This window comes from Streptococcus sp. HCA-5024, from assembly GCF_037890265.1.
Classification (GTDB): Bacteria; Bacillota; Bacilli; order Lactobacillales; family Streptococcaceae; genus Streptococcus; species Streptococcus lingualis.
On sequence record NZ_JBBKBR010000001.1, the window covers coordinates 591,579 to 607,820 of the forward strand.

General features: G+C 43.5%; 10 protein-coding genes, 2 pseudogenes and 1 riboswitch. Of the genes and pseudogenes, 2 read left to right on the forward strand and 10 right to left on the reverse strand.

All coding sequences use genetic code 11. The annotated features are described in order from the left end of the window. Positions 1 to 190: 190 nt before the first annotated feature. From mgtA to WKT08_RS02990, 4 genes are all read right to left on the reverse strand, one after another. Positions 191 to 2,851, reverse strand: coding sequence for a magnesium-translocating P-type ATPase (mgtA, locus tag WKT08_RS02975; protein ID WP_340279896.1), 2,661 nt, complete (start codon positions 2,849 to 2,851; stop codon positions 191 to 193). Positions 2,852 to 3,058: 207 nt separating this feature from the next. Then, positions 3,059 to 3,216: riboswitch (M-box (ykoK) riboswitch) on the reverse strand. 35 nt (positions 3,217 to 3,251) lie between these two features. After that, a complete protein-coding gene (locus tag WKT08_RS02980) occupies positions 3,252 to 4,415 on the reverse strand; it encodes a MalY/PatB family protein (protein WP_340279898.1) in 1,164 nt (387 codons plus the stop codon). A 1-nt stretch (position 4,416) separates the two neighbouring features. Next, positions 4,417 to 5,514: a cystathionine gamma-synthase gene (locus tag WKT08_RS02985; protein WP_340279900.1), complete on the reverse strand. Its 1,098-nt coding sequence runs from the start codon at positions 5,512 to 5,514 to the stop codon at positions 4,417 to 4,419. Positions 5,515 to 5,805: 291 nt separating this feature from the next. Then, positions 5,806 to 7,434 (reverse strand): putative polysaccharide biosynthesis protein, encoded by a 1,629-nt coding sequence (locus tag WKT08_RS02990; protein WP_201089548.1) that lies wholly within the window; start codon positions 7,432 to 7,434, stop codon positions 5,806 to 5,808. An 87-nt stretch (positions 7,435 to 7,521) separates the two neighbouring features. Between WKT08_RS02990 and WKT08_RS02995 the strand changes: the two genes are divergently transcribed. Then, entirely contained in the window at positions 7,522 to 8,967 is a 1,446-nt protein-coding gene (locus tag WKT08_RS02995; protein ID WP_070662490.1) for a UDP-N-acetylmuramoyl-L-alanyl-D-glutamate--L-lysine ligase, read from the forward strand. A 38-nt stretch (positions 8,968 to 9,005) separates the two neighbouring features. On the opposite strand, the gene WKT08_RS03000 is transcribed toward WKT08_RS02995, so the two are convergent. From WKT08_RS03000 to WKT08_RS03025, 6 genes and pseudogenes are all read right to left on the reverse strand, one after another. Then, positions 9,006 to 9,656 (reverse strand): DUF1803 domain-containing protein, encoded by a 651-nt coding sequence (locus WKT08_RS03000; protein ID WP_340279904.1) that lies wholly within the window; start codon positions 9,654 to 9,656, stop codon positions 9,006 to 9,008. Beyond that, positions 9,640 to 10,152, reverse strand: coding sequence for a YiiX/YebB-like N1pC/P60 family cysteine hydrolase (locus tag WKT08_RS03005; RefSeq protein WP_340279906.1), 513 nt, complete (start codon positions 10,150 to 10,152; stop codon positions 9,640 to 9,642). The genes WKT08_RS03000 and WKT08_RS03005 overlap by 17 nt, the downstream gene beginning before the upstream one ends. Positions 10,153 to 10,215: 63 nt before the next feature. Continuing rightward, a complete protein-coding gene (locus WKT08_RS03010; RefSeq protein ID WP_003005572.1) occupies positions 10,216 to 11,151 on the reverse strand; it encodes a manganese-dependent inorganic pyrophosphatase in 936 nt (311 codons plus the stop codon). A gap of 124 nt (positions 11,152 to 11,275) precedes the next feature. Further along, entirely contained in the window at positions 11,276 to 12,070 is a 795-nt protein-coding gene (pflA, locus tag WKT08_RS03015; RefSeq protein WP_003005017.1) for a pyruvate formate-lyase-activating protein, read from the reverse strand. A gap of 214 nt (positions 12,071 to 12,284) precedes the next feature. Then, positions 12,285 to 14,597 (reverse strand): endonuclease/exonuclease/phosphatase family protein, encoded by a 2,313-nt coding sequence (locus WKT08_RS03020; RefSeq protein WP_201089540.1) that lies wholly within the window; start codon positions 14,595 to 14,597, stop codon positions 12,285 to 12,287. A 129-nt stretch (positions 14,598 to 14,726) separates the two neighbouring features. After that, positions 14,727 to 15,917, reverse strand: a pseudogene (locus WKT08_RS03025) (alpha-amylase family glycosyl hydrolase); the annotation flags it as partial. Here WKT08_RS03025 and WKT08_RS03030 point away from each other — a divergent pair. After that, positions 15,913 to 16,143 (forward strand): annotated as a pseudogene (locus WKT08_RS03030) (UTRA domain-containing protein); the annotation flags it as partial. The pseudogenes WKT08_RS03025 and WKT08_RS03030 sit on opposite strands and share 5 nt — an antisense overlap. Between the last annotated feature and the right edge of the window lie 99 nt (positions 16,144 to 16,242).

Below are 16,242 nucleotides of genomic sequence, written 5' to 3' on the forward strand. Positions count from 1 at the left end.
ATTCAAAAAAGAGCTATGATAAAAGCGGAGTCAAGCTCTACTCTTTCTTTCAGTCCCTCTTTGATACTCACAGCACATGGAAATCTTCATTTCCAACTTTACATTCTTCTTATTATACCAAATTTTACCAAAAAAAGAGAGCCCTTACACTTAATTTTTTAAGTTCGGACTCACTCTTTCTATCAATCAATTACAACCATTCTTTGTATTTCTTAATATAGATACGTTTGACAACCGTCACACTCAACATATAGAGGACGATAATCGCAAACAATAGAACAAAGTACAATCCATTTAGTTGGCTCAACTTCAAGATAGAAGCCAAAGGACTATATGGAAGGGAGGTTACAAAGAAGGCTGCTGCTAGGGTCGTCACCACGACTGAGAAGGCTGGACGACTTTGGATAAATGGCAGTTTTGGTGAACGCAACATATGGATAACCATGGTTTGAGACCACATGGATTCGATAAACCATCCAGTTTGGAACACCATGATAAAGGCTGCTGCATCTGCTGCTCCATGGTTGTAGCCATGACCTAAAATCATAGGAACAACAAGGAAGTAAAGAAGCATGTAGGTAATAATATCAAATACAGATGAAATGGGACCAATCCAGGCCATAAAACGCATGATAGAGTTTGCTTCCCAGATACGAGGTTTCTTGAGGAATTCCTTGTCGACATTGTCAAAAGGAAGGGCGATACAAGAAAGATCATAGATAAGATTGAGCACAATCAAATGAACGGGAGCCATTGGAAGGAAAGGCAAAAAGATGCTGGCAAAGAGCAGAGAAAAGATGTTCCCGAAGTTAGAAGAGACCGTCATCTTGATGTACTTGGTCATATTGGCATAGACCTTGCGGCCTTCAACCAAACCTTTTTCAAGGACCATCAAGTCCTTATCCAGAAGGATGACATCTGCCGTTTCCTTGGCGATATCCACAGCGGTATCCACGGAGATCCCAACGTCTGAGACCTTCATGGATGGAGCATCGTTGATCCCATCTCCCATGTACCCCACCTTGTGGCCATTTTTCTTAAGGCTAAGAATGATCCGCGCTTTTTGATCGGGCGATAATTTGGCAAAGACTGTTGTTGTTTCCACAACTTGCGCTAACTCTTGGTCTGTCATCGTATCGATTTCGCTTCCCAAAAGAATCCGCTCGACATCTAGTCCTACTTTTTCACAGACAGCTTGGGTGACCTTTTCATTGTCGCCAGTTAAGATCTTAGTGGTAACCCCATATTCTGCAAGAGCTTTGATCGCTGGAGCTGCAGAAGGTTTTGGTGGATCAAGAAAGGCCAGGTAACCGGTTAGGATCATGTCTCCTTCATCTTCAACACTAAAGATTTCATTTTCGTCCAAGTCGGTTTTGTAGCTGACGCCCAAAACACGAAGACCTTGTTCATTTAATTGAGCGACCTCAGCGAGGACTTCTTGACGGACCTCGTCTGTTAATCGTTTGATATCACCCTTGTATTCAACATAAGTCGATACAGAGAGCATTTCTTCCAAGGCCCCCTTGGTCACCATGCTAACCACACCATCTTCATCTTTGACAATGACACTCATGCGACGACGTTCAAAATCAAAGGGCAATTCATCTATCTTATGGAAGGTTTGATCTAGATCGCGGACGATTTCATGTTTCTTGGCTTCTTTATGGGTTCGATTGATAATCGCCCGGTCCATCAAATTTTTTAGCCCGGTTTGGAAATAGGAATTCAAGTAAGCCCGGCGAAGGACTGATAGATCCAAATCGCCATGGATATCAAGCGGATACTCCAAAACGATTTCATCTTGGGTCAAGGTTCCTGTCTTATCTGTACACAAAATATCAATAGCCCCGAGGTCTTGAATGGCATTGAGTTTTTTGATAACGACTTTTTCCTTGGCCATGATGATGGATCCCTTAGCAAGACTCGCTGTAATAATCATCGGCAGCATTTCCGGAGTCAAACCAACCCCAACGCTGAGGGCAAAGACACCCGCTTCTAACCAGTCACCATCTGTGAGGCCATTGATCACAAAGACGACAGGCACCATGACTAACATGAGCCGAATCAAGAGCCAAGAGATGGTATTCATTTCTCTCTCAAATGAGGTTGGTTCGTCATAGGTGTTGATGGTTTGCTCAATAGCTCCCATCATGGTTTCATCCCCCACGACCAAGACCAAGGCTGTCGCCCGTCCGGAGATGACATTGGTCCCCATAAAGGCCAAACTTTCACTTTCCAAGAGACTATCTAGATTTTGACTGTATGCTTTTCTGAGACAAACCTTTTCAACAGCATCACTTTCCCCCGTGAGACCAGATTGTTGGACAAAGAAGTCACGGGAATCAATCAAGACCACATCTGCTGGAATCATATCGCCGGCACTCAGTTTGATCACATCTCCTACGACGATTTCATCGATCGGAATTTCTTGTTCTGATCCATCACGAAGAACGGTCGCTGTATTGACAATCATACGTGATAAGTTGCTAGCTGCTTTGTCGCTCCGCAATTCTTGAATGAAGCGGATACCACCAGAGATCAGGACCAAGGTCACAATGATGATGGAGGTCGTTGGATCCTGTTCACCTGGTTTTGCTAGCCAGACATTAGTAATGAAGGAAACCAGCGCAATGACTAACAAAATCACTGTAAAAGGATTGATGATGGATTCGTAGATCTTTTTGATCATGGAATCTTCTTGACCTTTTGTGATGACATTTTCGCCATAGGCATCGCGGTTTTCTTCTACTTGATCGTCAACTAAACCAAGGGCACTGGTTTTGTAGTTGGCAAAGGTGCTTTCAAGTGGTTCTTGAAGAGCAGCAATGAGTCTTTCTTTATTTGTTTGCATTGGTATCTCCTTTTTCAATCAGGAGCCAATCACTTTTGGAGTCCCTACGACACAAATCAGCGATTGGCTGGTTCGGTGCGGTTCGGGATGATCGTCGATTTGTATCATAGCTCTCTCCTTTCTCTTTTCTTGGTAAGGCATAAAAAAGAGTCCTACCCTCGATCGGTAGGACTCATGAAACTCGTCATTTATTTTTCAATCAAAACTCTCAAAAAACTGACCGTCCAAGCTTTAGCTCCACAAGGCAATGAAATGAGCTTAGTCTTGACCTTTGCGATCAGGACTGTTAACCAACGAGTAGTGTCTCCACTGCTTTGCGGTAGTCATCCGTATCCTTGTGGTAGCCTCACCTACCGTATTTCGAGTTTATTTTACTCCTTCACTCACAGAAAGTCAACACTTATTTGTGAAAAGTTTCCACCAAGCGTTTGGTGATTTCTTCAATGAGGGTGAAGGGAGCTGCCACATTGAGGCGGGCATGCAAGTTTCCTTCTTTTCCAAAATCTGTTCCACTGTTCAAAATCAATTTGGCTTGGTCATGAATTTTAGCATGTAGCTCATCATCGGTATAAGGATAGGCTGAAAAGTCCAACCAAAGAAGATAGGTGCCTTGGGGCTTCATGACACGGATTTTGGTCTTTTCATGCAATTCATCTACCACATAGTCGATGTGTTTTTCAAAGACTTGCTTGAGCTCTGTCAACCAAGGTTTACCATGGCGATAAGCCGCTTCTGTTGCAATATAGCCCAAGCCTGAAATTTCATGTTGATTATTGGCCAATTGCCGTTGTTTAAAAGCCGTACGAAGCTTTGGATGTTCAATGACCACATAGGAATTTTTTGTTCCTGCAATATTGAAAGTCTTGGTTGCACTGGTTAAGATCAAGCTGAAATCTTTAAAGCTTGGATCAACCGTGTTAAAGCTGGTATGACGGTAGCCAAACAAGGCCAAATCTTGGTGGATCTCATCTGAAACGAGAAGGACACCATGTTTCTGACAGAGGTGGCCGATTTTTTCCAAGACTTCACGATCCCATACACGGCCTCCAGGATTGTGCGGGTTACACAAAACATAGAGTTTCACCTCTTGCTCCACAATGTCTTTTTCCAGCTGATCAAAATCAATTTGGAAAAGACCATCCTTTTCAACTAATGAATTTTCGATCAATTTTCGACGATTGAGCTTGACACTTCGGGCAAATGGAGGATAGACCGGTGTATTGATTAAGACAGCATCCCCTTCCTTGGTGAAGGCTTGAATAGCTGTTGAAATGGCTGGAACAACACCTTCGATAAAGACGACAGCTTCCTTGTCAAAGGAATAGCCATGCTCTTCTTTTTCCCAATCAAGGATAGACTGGTAGAGACTATCCGATGCATAGGTATAGCCATAGACCATTTGGTCTGCATAGCCGATAACAGCTTCTCGTACTTCTGGAATGACATTAAAATCCATGTCCGCGATCCAAGCTGGAATGATTTCTGGATCTGTCTCAGTTTCTTTCCACTTGTAGGTATGGTGGGTCAATCGATTCGGTAAAGTCGTGAAATCATATTTGGTCATCTTAAGCCTCCAATGCTTGTTTCAAATCGTCAATCAAATCATCCGCATCTTCAATTCCGATGGACAACCGAAGCAGATCATCTGTCAAACCGTATGAATGGCGAACTTCTGCAGGGATGTCCGCATGAGTCTGAGTGGTAGGATAAGTGATCAAGCTTTCAACTCCGCCAAGGCTTTCTGCAAAGGTAAAGACTTGAAGGGAATTCAATAAGGCAGGAATTTTTTTCTCATCTTGAATTTTAAAGGAGACCATTCCACCTTTTCCAGTGTAGAGGACTTCTTTGACCTGAGGGGAGGTTTTCAAAAACTCGACCACCTTGCGAGCATTCTCAGTGGAGCGCTCCATCCGGATAGAAAGCGTCTTGAGACCACGGATCAAGAGATAGCTGTCAAATGGAGAAAGAACAGCACCTGTCGTGTTCAGATTGTAAAAGAGTTTGTCATACAAGTCTGCATCATTTGTCACGACAACACCAGCCAAGACATCGTTGTGACCAGCTAGGTACTTGGTTGCTGAATGAAGAACAATATCCGCTCCCTCTTCAATCGGACGTTGATAGATCGGGCTATAGAAGGTATTGTCTACCACGACTTTGGCACCTTTTGCATGGGCCAATTTAGCTAAATGAGCAATATCAAATTCCAACATCAATGGATTGGTTGGTGTTTCAATATAGAGGACATCCACCGGATCATGATCTAGATGGTGGATCAGTTCTTCTTCTGTATTGGCATAGGTGAAAGAGAAACGACCCTCTTGCTCTTGTTGGTTAAACCAGCGGAAAGAACCTCCATAAAGGTCACGAACGGCTAAGACTTTTGAACCAACTGGGAAAATGCTAAAAGCAAGCACAATAGCTGACATTCCAGAGCTTGTCGCCAAAGCATAATCTGCACTTTCGATAGCTGCCAAAGTCTTCTCAGCTGTTGCGCGTGTTGGATTTTTCGTACGGGTATAGTCAAAACCTGTAGACTGACCAAATTCTGGGTGTTGGTAAGTCGTAGAGAAATGCAAAGGAGTCGTCAAAGCTCCCGTTGCTTTATCCGACTTGATTCCTGCCTGTGCCAAGATAGTATTGATATTGCGTTTTTTACTCATATTGCCCTCCGATAAACATTCAATCTAACTGCTTACTATTTTATCACTATTATGAGGAGAGCGGTTTTCCCATTTTCAAGACCTAGCTATAGTTTCAAACTATAAGAAAAGAGAGTGGGACAGAAATCGTTAATTCGTTAGAATTCGATTTCGTCGTCCCACCTCCGCACAGTTGAGTAGGGCTGTAAAAGCTGATGAAATCAGCGTAGTAGAGCCCACTCAACCACTGCGTCTTGCTCGACAATCCAAAAATAATTGAGAGGCTAGGACTTCTGTCCCAGCCTCTCAGGTTTATTTAATCCGAAATTTTTGTCTAAGACGTGCAGCTTGACCTCCGATAAAGCGGTCAAAATACCGTAGCCATAATCCTAAGGCTCCATAGATAACAACTCCTAATCCGCCAATGACGATGATATAAATCATGCTCGATACACGGCCATTTGGTGGAAAAATCCAGCCCAAAATCAAGCCGGCGATCAAGACTCCAAGTAGCATCACCACAGTCAGGATAGAACCAAGTAAGGTCCGCTTGAAGATGATGGTTCGATTAAACTGAGTAATGGTTTGGATCTCCCGATACATGAGAACGATTGGCACCATTAACGCAATGGTCGTTGACAAAAGCGGCCCATAAGAACGAAAGACTAAAATAAATGGAATTTGTAGGACCAATTTCACCACTACTCCATAGAGGAAGTAGCGAATAGCTTTGCGGTTTTGGAAGAGAGCTTGAATCATTGGGGACAAGACTGTGTAAAGACCCAAAATCACCGTCTGCAACATCGCTACGATAAAGAGTCCCAAAGCCAAGCCATCTGGTTGTCCATAAAATACTGTATAAAGTGGTTTTGCGACTGCAACTGCACCAAAGGTAGCTGGAAGCAAGAAAGCTAGCAACATGGTCAAGTTATCCTGTACAAGCTTGCCTGCAGCTTTTAAGTCGCCCTTGACATAATTCTCAGTCAACAGAGGAATCCCAACTCCCCCAATCGAAGTCGCTACTGCGATCAAGATCATGGTGATTTTGTTTGGATTAGCAGAGAAATAACTAAACATGACCAACAGCTGTTTCTGACTATAATCTGTAAACCAAGACATGACATTGATAAAGGTCATCTGGTCGACAATTTGGAAGAGCTGAATGGCGGAACCTGTGATGATAAAAGGAATGGCCTCACGGATAGTATCCATGAGAAGCGCACGAGTATCGATTCCTTCACTTCCCTCTTGCTTTCTCAAAATAGATGAGAGCAAGCCTGTTTTTGCAAGGTAATAAAAGAGAACCAGAAGGCTCGCTCCCATCCCGATAAAGGCAGCAAAGGTCGACTGCGTAACAGCCTGCACATAATCTCCTGAGCCAATCTTCATAATGAAGAAGGTCGTAAGCAACATCCAGATGACCCGAATGACTTGTTCTGCGATCTGGCTTATAGCGTAAGGCTTCATGTTGTTAAAACCTTGGAAAAATCCCCGGATGACACTCATGGAAGGAAAGATCAAGACAGCCCAAGAAAGACTCTGCATGATCGGAATCAACTCTTTTCCCCCACCTGAAAGGCTAGCAAAGACAGGAGACAAAAGATACATGAGAATGGCAAATCCTAGGCCTAAAATTCCCATAAATTTCAAGAAGCCCCGAATCAAAGCAAAGCTATGATCGGCTTGGTCCCGGGTATTGTACTTGGCTACTTGCTTGGCAACAGCTACGGGCACTCCGGCTGTCGAAATCAAGAGAAACCAAGCATAGATATTGTAGCCCATTGTAAAAAGACCATTGGCTTGTGGCCCATATTTTCCCATCCAAATATACCAAGGAATAATATAAGCAGCTCCTAGCAAACGGCTGATAAAGTTGCTGGCTGTCATCCAGGCAGTCCCGCGAAGCATCTGGGCTTGCTGGTCATTTTGTTCGTGACTCATAAACGTCCTCTTTCGTTTCTTCTTCTCTTCATTATAAACTTTTCCATGTTACTTGTAAAATTCAGACTTTCGGTTTACAATAGTTTTATGATTACAATTGAACAAACCCTCAACATTTTAAAACATGACCAAAATTTCCGAGAAGTTCTAGTAAATGGGGAGTACTACTACCATCTAGAAGGAACAAGTTTTGATGCTATTAGCTATGATAGCCGGAAGGTTTCTGCTAGCACCCTCTTTTTTGTCAAAGGGGCCAACTTCAAAAAAGAATACCTGGAACAGGCTATTTCTAATGGACTCGGCTTTTATGTCTCTGAAAAAGATTATGAAGTTGGTATTCCTGCCATCCTCGTCAATGATATCAAACAGGCCATGAGCTTAATCGCCATGGAGTTTTATGGACACCCTGAGAAACAATTAAAACTATTGGCCTTCACAGGGACTAAGGGAAAGACAACCGCGGCCTATTTTGCTTACCATATTTTGGAACAAAGTCACCGACCAGCTATGCTGTCGACTATGAATACGACGCTGGATGGTAAAAACTTCTTTAAATCGACCCTGACAACTCCAGAGAGCTTGGATCTTTTTGCCATGATGGCTGAGGCAGTAGCCAATGATCGGACCCACCTCATTATGGAAGTTTCCAGTCAAGCTTATCTAGTGAAACGAGTTTACGGTCTGACCTTTGACGTTGGTGTTTTTCTCAACATCAGTCCTGACCATATTGGACCGATTGAACACCCAACTTTTGAGGATTATTTCTACCACAAACGTCTCCTCATGAAGAACAGCCAAGCCGTTGTCATCAATAGTGATATGGATCATTTCCAAGTTTTAGCGGACCAAGTCGCGAACCAAGACCACGATTTTTATGGAAGCCAGTCTGAGAATCAAATTGAAAACTCTAAGGCCTTCAGCTTCTCAGCCACTGGTAAATTAGCTGGAAACTATGAAATCCAACTGATTGGACATTTCAACCAAGAAAATGCTGTGGCTGCTGGACTTGCCTGCCTTCGCCTAGGTGCGAGCCTCGAGGATATCCAAAAAGGGATTGCTAAGACGCGCGTTCCAGGCCGAATGGAAGTCTTGACTCAGCAAAACGGCGCTAAGGTCTTCATCGACTACGCCCATAATGGTGATAGCTTGAAAAAACTACTCTCTGTTGTCGAAACCCATCAAACGGGGACCATTTCACTAGTTCTCGGATCAACTGGGAATAAAGGAGAGAGCCGCCGCAAGGACTTTGGCATACTCTTGGAAGACCATCCTGAGATCCAAGTCTTCCTCACAGCGGATGATCCCAACTATGAAGATCCTTTGGCTATCGCTGAAGAGATTAGTAGTTTTATCACGCGCCCTGTCGAGAAAATCGCAGATCGCGAGCAAGCCATTCAACTGGCTATGGCGACAACCAGCAAGCCTGAAGATGCTGTTATTATCGCTGGAAAAGGAGCAGACTGCTACCAAATCGTCAATGGCGTAAAAGAAGAGTATCCAGGTGACGCAGCCATCGCTGAACATTATCTATAATCAAAAAAACAAGGCTAGGAAGTTTTCCTAGCCTCTTTCTATTGTTTGATAAACATCAGTCTTTCCTTGTCCAAGTCCACTGCTAATTCATATTTTCCTTCATCATTTTTGCGGATATAGCTTAAGATTTCTAAACTATCGACAAAGATGTCCTTGCGCTTTTGCTGGACTACTTCTTTTTTGAGAAATTTGAGCAAAAAGCTGGTCATATACTTAAGAGCATACTCGGGATTGACATCTCCCAAGATGGCATAGAGCTTTTCTTGATCTTCCGTCAATGGGTATTGGTGAGCTACCTTATAAAAGTAATTGGAAAGGGTCTGTGCATGTCGCGCAAAGTCCGTCTCCTCTATGAGAATCGCTGCATTGGTCGTGTTGCGGAGTTCCGTTTGGAAGACCTTGGCTTTTAATTCTTGATAAACTGCACTGTCCTCTCGAACAAAGACCTCCTGATCCAAGTCAACAAGATCAGCTGACTTCAAGAAGGGCAGGTTGAGGGTGTAGCGTTTATTTTCTCGAAGAATAAAGCCCGCTTTGATATATTCCTCCATCAGCTTATCCACTGGTTGATCTGGAAATTGGGCCTTGATTTGCCGCAGGATCACATCGTCGTGCTGATCCAAAAAGTTGATCAAGTCCTTGAAAAATGGCTGACGTGTCAAACGTGTGGGATTAATGATTGTAATCATCCATATACCTTTCTTTAAACTGTAGCTGTAGTGATTGGGCTAACTGACTCGGGTTGGTCCCAGGCTGATCTAGGGGAACGGCTAGGCCAAGCTCCTTGTAGTAATCCAGCCAGAACGGACTAATCTCCTCTTCCTCATCTCCAAACTTCATGGGAATGGTTTTAAAGATAGGAAGTAGTTCAGCGATGAACTGGGAACAGTAATAACCATCTCCATCCGGATAAAAGGAAGCATTGTAGGGAGCCCCTAAAAGACTCTCTGCTTTCTTTTTGACCTCTGGACAATCAATCGCCGCATAGCGATAAAGGTCATATACTTTCTCAGCTTCAAAGAAATCCTCAGGGGACTGGGCAAGAACGCCACCTTCTACCGTGGCATGATAAATGGAGCCGTCCAAAAAGATGGCCACATGGCTATAGTTGCCAGTTGATGCCTGGATGGCTTGCCCTATATCCGAATCATCTTTCAAAAAGATTAAATCACCATTTTCTAGCATATTTCTCTCCTAGAAAAAAAGGAGCCTAAACTCCTTTTTAACAATGGGTATCCCCATCTATCATTAAGCATTAAAGCTTTCAGTCAATTGAGGAACCACTTGTTTCTTACGTGAAACGGCACCTGGAAGGAAAGCGTGGTTGTTTTCAAGTTTGAAGTTGAAGGCTGCTTCTACCTTGTCCATATTAGCACCAAGAGCCAAAATTTCTGAGTTTGAGTTGACGATGTCTGTAATCATCAAAACAAAGTCAGAATAGCCGTTAGCTGCATTTGCTGCTTGGATAGCTGCTTCGATTTCAGCTTGGCGTTCCAAGACTTCCGCAATATCAACTGTATTCACTTGAGCCACACGAACGTTATTTCCGTTCAATTCAAAAGTCTTGGCATCGATGTCGATCAATTCTTCTGCTGATTTGCTTGCCAAGTTGGTACCAGCCTTGAGCATGGCAAGACCGTATTCTTCCAAGTTGACACCAGCCAATTCAGCCAATTCTGGCGCAATCACTTTATCAGATGGGTGTGTTGTTGGAGATTTCAACAGAAGGGTATCTGAAATCAAACCTGAAAGCATCAAACCTGCCAATTCTTTTGGCACTGCTACACCGTGTTCTTTAAACATGCGATACACGATTGAAGATGCTGATCCAACTGGTTCCAAACGCATGTAAAGTGGGCTAGCAGTTTCAAAGTTTGCCACACGGTGGTGATCCACTACACCATAAACTTCTACTTCAGCAATATCTGAAACAGATTGTTGGAATTCATTGTGGTCCGTCAAGATGACTTGTTCTGCACCTTCTGCTTTAGCTGATGTGATGACGCGTGGTGCTTCCACACCAAAATAGTCCAATACGAAAGCTGTTTCTTCATTCGGAGTTCCAAGAGCCACTGCTTCTGTATCCAAACCATATGCTTCTTTTGCAAGATAAGCAAAAGCTACAGATGAGCCGATAGCATCTGAGTCAGGATTTTGGTGACCAAAAACGAGAATTTTTGACATGTTTCTACCTCTTTATTTCATTTATAGATTCACTCTATTTTAGCACGTTTTGCCATTTAAAGAAAGGGAATAGTTGTGCATTTCAATAGAAAAGACAGCTGGAAGGCCCAACTGTCTATACTTTTTATCCTTTGACCCGTTTCAGGTAATCTTGGTAACTTTCTGTTTCCATCAAATCTTTTGCATTTTGGACCCGTTCTTTTGTCGGTGGTTTCACACCCTCCAATTTGTACGGAATTCCCAATTCACGCCATTTGAATTCCCCCATCGTATGGTAAGGAAGGATCTCAAATTTATCAACATTTTTAAGGGTTTTAACAAATTTTCCAAGCTCGATCAAGTCGTCATCTCGGTCTGTAAGCCCAGGTACCAAAACGTGACGAATCCAGACTGGTTTTCCAATATCAGATAAGTACTTGGCACAAGCTAAAATCGTTTTATTGGTATGGCTGGTCACAATTTTGTGTCGTTCATCATTGATTTCCTTGATATCCAGAAGCACCAAGTCTGTCACCGCCATCAAGCGGTCGAATTTTTCCAAATAACGAGGTGTATTCCGGAAAGGAAGGGCACAGGTATCCAAGGTACAATGAATGCCCAACTCTTGAGCCTTGGTGAAGAGGGCAATCAAAAAGTCAATCTGCAAGAGGGCTTCTCCACCACTGACAGTGATTCCCCCTTTTTCGCCCCAAAATCCACGATAACGGAGGGCTTCTTCTAGGACATCATCCACGGTCCGTTCACGGGACTTGTTGGTTTCCATTGCCCAAGTATCTGGATTGTGGCAGTATTGACACCGCATTTGACAGCCTTGAAGGAAGACAATAAAGCGGATCCCAGGCCCGTCTACTGCCCCAAAACTTTCTGTTGAGTGTACCATTCCTGTTACTTTTCCATAGTCAACTGTTTCATTTTCCATTGAGGAACCTCTTCTCTTGAAAACGTTTTATGGTTTTATTATAACACGATTCCATCTATTTTAAAGAGTTTAAGCTTCTTTTTGAAAAGAAACTGTTCTTTTCAGTGTTTTTCATTGTCCTAGTACAGTTTCTAATTTGGCACTATCTGTCCTGTATTTTAGGAGAAAAAAAGGAGCCAGCGACTCCTTTTTTAGATCTTTCTTATGAAACACGTTAGTGAGTAGTCCTTTTCTTCTTATACCAGACAAGACTCATCGTAGCTACTGCCACTCCAAAAAGGGCTAGATAGCTTGTTTCTTGTCCAGTTGATGGAAGGATTTTCCGCTTGCCTGGTGTCTTGGTTTGTGTTGTTGCCTCTTCCTTGTCATCTTGCTTCTCATCTTCGTTCTTGCCCTTCTCTTTGCTTTCAGATGTTGAACTCTTTTGTTCATTAGCTTGGGCCTGATGAGGGACTAGTTGAGATCCTGTATTCGATGAAGAAGGGCTAGTTTGATCCGTTGCTTGACCTGTATTTCCTTGTTGATCATCCGTCGGCGTTCCTGGAGTTTGTGCTCCACTAAAGTCGATTTGGACCAAGACAGGATCATGGTCTGATGCACGACCGTGTTCCTTCATAAAGGAAGCATTGATATGGACTGGTTCAAACCTTGCTTTAGCTGCCATGTTGTTTGAGATAAAAATGTTATCCAAAACCTGATTGCTTCCACGGTAGAAATAAGAATAGCGATCGCCTGCATCATGTTGGGCCATTAAGTTTGTTAGTTCGTTGCCAGCAAGGATCTGCGCCGTGGTTGAGAAATCGTAGTCATTAAAATCACCCGTCAAAACAAAGGTGGTCTTCGGATTTTGCTTCAAGCCTTCTTGAACGAATTGATGGATGACACTAGCTTGTGCTTCACGAGTTGGCAAGGTGTGTTCCACTGCTGGTTGGCTTGCCCCATAAATAGCATCATCTCCGATTTTTGATTTCAAGTGATTAGCAATCACCACAACTGGTTGACCTTTGAATTCAAATTCAACAGCTAAGGACTTGCGAGTATGATCAAACGATGGGTCATTAGGGGCAATCCGAGCTGGATTTTTAACCAGGTGTCCCTTGTCAAATTGCGCTGCCTCGTTGCTAGTTGCTGCCTCTTTTTTGGCTAAGGTTACGCGTTCTGGATTGTAGAGGATTCCCAAACGAATATTGGAACCAGGCTTTCCTCCGTCAGCGCCATCTACTGGAGCAACCTCCGTATACTCATAGCTCTTGCCACCCAATTCCTTGATCCGATTGGCTAGTTTGCGTCCACTTTCAACACCACTGGTCGTTCCGTCATCCACACTACCATTATTGTCCTGCACTTCGATCAAAGTAATGATGTCTGGATTGTGAATTTCATGGATAAAGGAATTGGCAATCAGCGTCACCTTATCCTCTGGGGTTTCATTTTTGGCATTGTTGGCCGAGAAATTTTCAATATTGTAGGAAGCGATGGTCAGCTTGTCCTCACTTGGTTGGGTTTGAGCTGCTTGACGCTGCAAACCACCATCTTGGACTGTCAACTGTTGAGTAGGTTCTAACTTATAAAAGCTATTCCGATACGTTACCACTCCTGTTACGTCTTCTGTAAAGTAATCCTTGGCTTTTGCGACAAATTGATTCCCAACATAAATCGGGATCGTCGCTGTATTTTGCGCATGTGGCCGTAGATTCAGACCTCCAATATTGTTTAAAGGAAGGCCAGTAAAATCTTCTCCCAAGACATAGATATCTCCTTTATACTGGGGACCAAGGACATGCGGTTTCTTCACCACCGTGAGCATTCCTTCCAGGCTTTCCCAATAATCGAGGGCATCGGTTTCTGGAGCATAAGCAGTCGGATTAGGCTTCACCTCTGCTGGCATCTCCGCAGTGATATTCACAGCTTCTGGAAGAGGGGCTGACCCATCTTTGGTGATCCAAGTGTCAACCAACATGGTCACCGTTAAACTATTCGTCGGTTCCTTAAAGGTCTTCCCGGCTCCCAAGGTGACTTCCTCCATATAGCCTTCCTTGACGGTACCGGTGATTTTCACCTTATCGCCGACTTTCACCTTGTATTTGGAAACAACATAAATCCCATCTGAAGTCCGGCTATTGCCATCCGATTCAATATCTTGGGCATAAAAACCATAGCGGTCTGTCTTAGTCACCACTGCATTTTTGATGGCTACCTTTTGGCCTTCCAGTGGAGAGCGTTGCGCTTCCCCTTGAATGTCCCCGATCTTAACCGTTTTCTCCTCAGCAGCGTCTGAGGAACTGCTAGATGTCTCTTCTTTATCACTCGAAGCTCTCGTCGTAGCGTCTGTAGTTGTTGTTGTAGCAGAAGTCGAACTATTTGTCGAGCTTTCCTCGCTGCTAGTGTTCGTCACAAGCGCTGGCTCTGAAGTCGAAGCTGTGGTCTCGTCTGCAACTACCGTGAGGGCACTGCTAAAGACCCCCAACTGACTAGCCAATAAGGTGGCTACTCCCAGTAGGCGAATCTTTTTACCGTTTTTTCTCATGCGTTTCTCCATCCCTAAAAAGTTTTCCTCTTTTATTATAAGGGAATGACTTTGTATTTTCAAACGCTTTCAAAAATATTTTTCAAAAAGAAAAACACTTCGACCCAAAAAGATCGAAGTGTGAAATACTTAAACTAATATCGCCAGTGTCTGATATGGTTTCAGAATTACTTTTTCAGAAAGCTCTACCTTCTCATAGTTGGATAAAAGCACGCGCCCTGTTTGGTAGTCTTCTGGAATCGCTACTTCAACTTCACTGCCATAGAAATGATTGAGTACCAAGAGTTTTTGACCATCTAAGTGACGTTCAAAGGCATAGACTTCTTTACTATCCTCCATTGCTGGCAGATAGCTTCCTTCTGAAATGATCCGCATTTCTTTACGCAGGCGAATCAATTCTTTATAAAATTTAAAGATTGGTCCATCCATTTCCTTTTCAACATTGATGTCTTTATAGGACTTCCCAACCTTCAACCATGGTGTGCCTGTTGAAAAACCTGCATTTTCATAAGCATCCCATTGCATTGGCGTACGAGAATTATCACGTGATTTGGCTTGAATAATCTTAAAGGCTTGCTCAGGAGACTGACCTTGATCCAAAAGCATCTGGTAAGCATTGATGGACTCGACATCCACATAATCTGCCATCGAATCATAGTCTGGATCAATCATGCCGATCTCTTCGCCCATGTAGATATAAGGGGTCCCACGTGACAAGTGAATGCTAGCAGCGAGCATGGTCGCTCCTTCATTACGGAAGTTCTGGATATCCACAAAGCGATTCAAAGCACGAGGTTGGTCATAGTTATTCCAGAAGAGGGCACTCCAACCACCTCGTTCACTCATTTCCTTGCCCCAGGTATGGTAGAGACGCTTGAGCTCTTCAAAATCAAAGGGAGCAATGGTCCATTTTTGACCATCTTCATAGTCGACTTTCAGATGATGGAAGTTAATAGCCATAGACAACTCGTGGCGCTCCGGTGCTGAATAGAGAACACAGTTGTCAATGGTTGTCGAAGACATCTCTCCAACGGTCGTAAAGCTATCATCAGAACCAAAGGTCGCTTCATTCATCATACGAAGATAGTCATGCACAATGGGTTTATCCGTATAAGCTGGCTTCCCTTCATTTTCAGGGCAATCCACCAAGACCTCATCTTTCCCAATCAAATTGATTACATCGAAACGAAAGCCTTTGACGCCCTTGTCCCGCCAGAAGTTGACCACCTTGAACAACTCCTTGCGGACATTGGGATTGCGCCAATTGAGGTCTGCCTGCGTCACGTCAAAGAGGTAAAGGTAATATTTCCCCGTATCTCCAATAGAAGAAGACTTGAAATTGCAGATTGGCTATGCCAAAAAAGAAATTTTGATTTCACCAATCGATAATCGCGACAAAATCTTACTGGATCTTGGAAAAGACCAACACGTGGTAACGGTCCGCTCCCAAGTTCACTTAGCAGACGGACGGCAATTCCAGTTCACCGAAAGCCGGCACAAATTAGACAAGTTTCATTTTGTCGACTATGCAGAGCGGAGGAAATAAAGGAGGCTGGGACAAAAGTCCTGGCCTCTTAATTGTCTTTGGATTGTCGAGCAAGACGCAGTGGTTGAGTGGCCTCTACTACGCTGATTTCATCAGCTT

What these genes read in the sequence shown, in the direction of transcription:
- mgtA (WP_340279896.1), bottom strand. Translation starts at nt 2,851, where the DNA reads ATGCAAACAAATAAAGAAAGACTCATTGCTGCTCTTCAAGAACCACTT.
- WKT08_RS02980 (WP_340279898.1), bottom strand. Translation starts at nt 4,415, where the DNA reads ATGACCAAATATGATTTCACGACTTTACCGAATCGATTGACCCACCAT.
- WKT08_RS02985 (WP_340279900.1), bottom strand. Translation starts at nt 5,514, where the DNA reads ATGAGTAAAAAACGCAATATCAATACTATCTTGGCACAGGCAGGAATC.
- WKT08_RS02990 (WP_201089548.1), bottom strand. Translation starts at nt 7,434, where the DNA reads ATGAGTCACGAACAAAATGACCAGCAAGCCCAGATGCTTCGCGGGACT.
- WKT08_RS02995 (WP_070662490.1), top strand. Translation starts at nt 7,522, where the DNA reads ATGATTACAATTGAACAAACCCTCAACATTTTAAAACATGACCAAAAT.
- WKT08_RS03000 (WP_340279904.1), bottom strand. Translation starts at nt 9,656, where the DNA reads ATGATTACAATCATTAATCCCACACGTTTGACACGTCAGCCATTTTTC.
- WKT08_RS03005 (WP_340279906.1), bottom strand. Translation starts at nt 10,152, where the DNA reads ATGCTAGAAAATGGTGATTTAATCTTTTTGAAAGATGATTCGGATATA.
- WKT08_RS03010 (WP_003005572.1), bottom strand. Translation starts at nt 11,151, where the DNA reads ATGTCAAAAATTCTCGTTTTTGGTCACCAAAATCCTGACTCAGATGCT.
- pflA (WP_003005017.1), bottom strand. Translation starts at nt 12,070, where the DNA reads ATGGAAAATGAAACAGTTGACTATGGAAAAGTAACAGGAATGGTACAC.
- WKT08_RS03020 (WP_201089540.1), bottom strand. Translation starts at nt 14,597, where the DNA reads ATGAGAAAAAACGGTAAAAAGATTCGCCTACTGGGAGTAGCCACCTTA.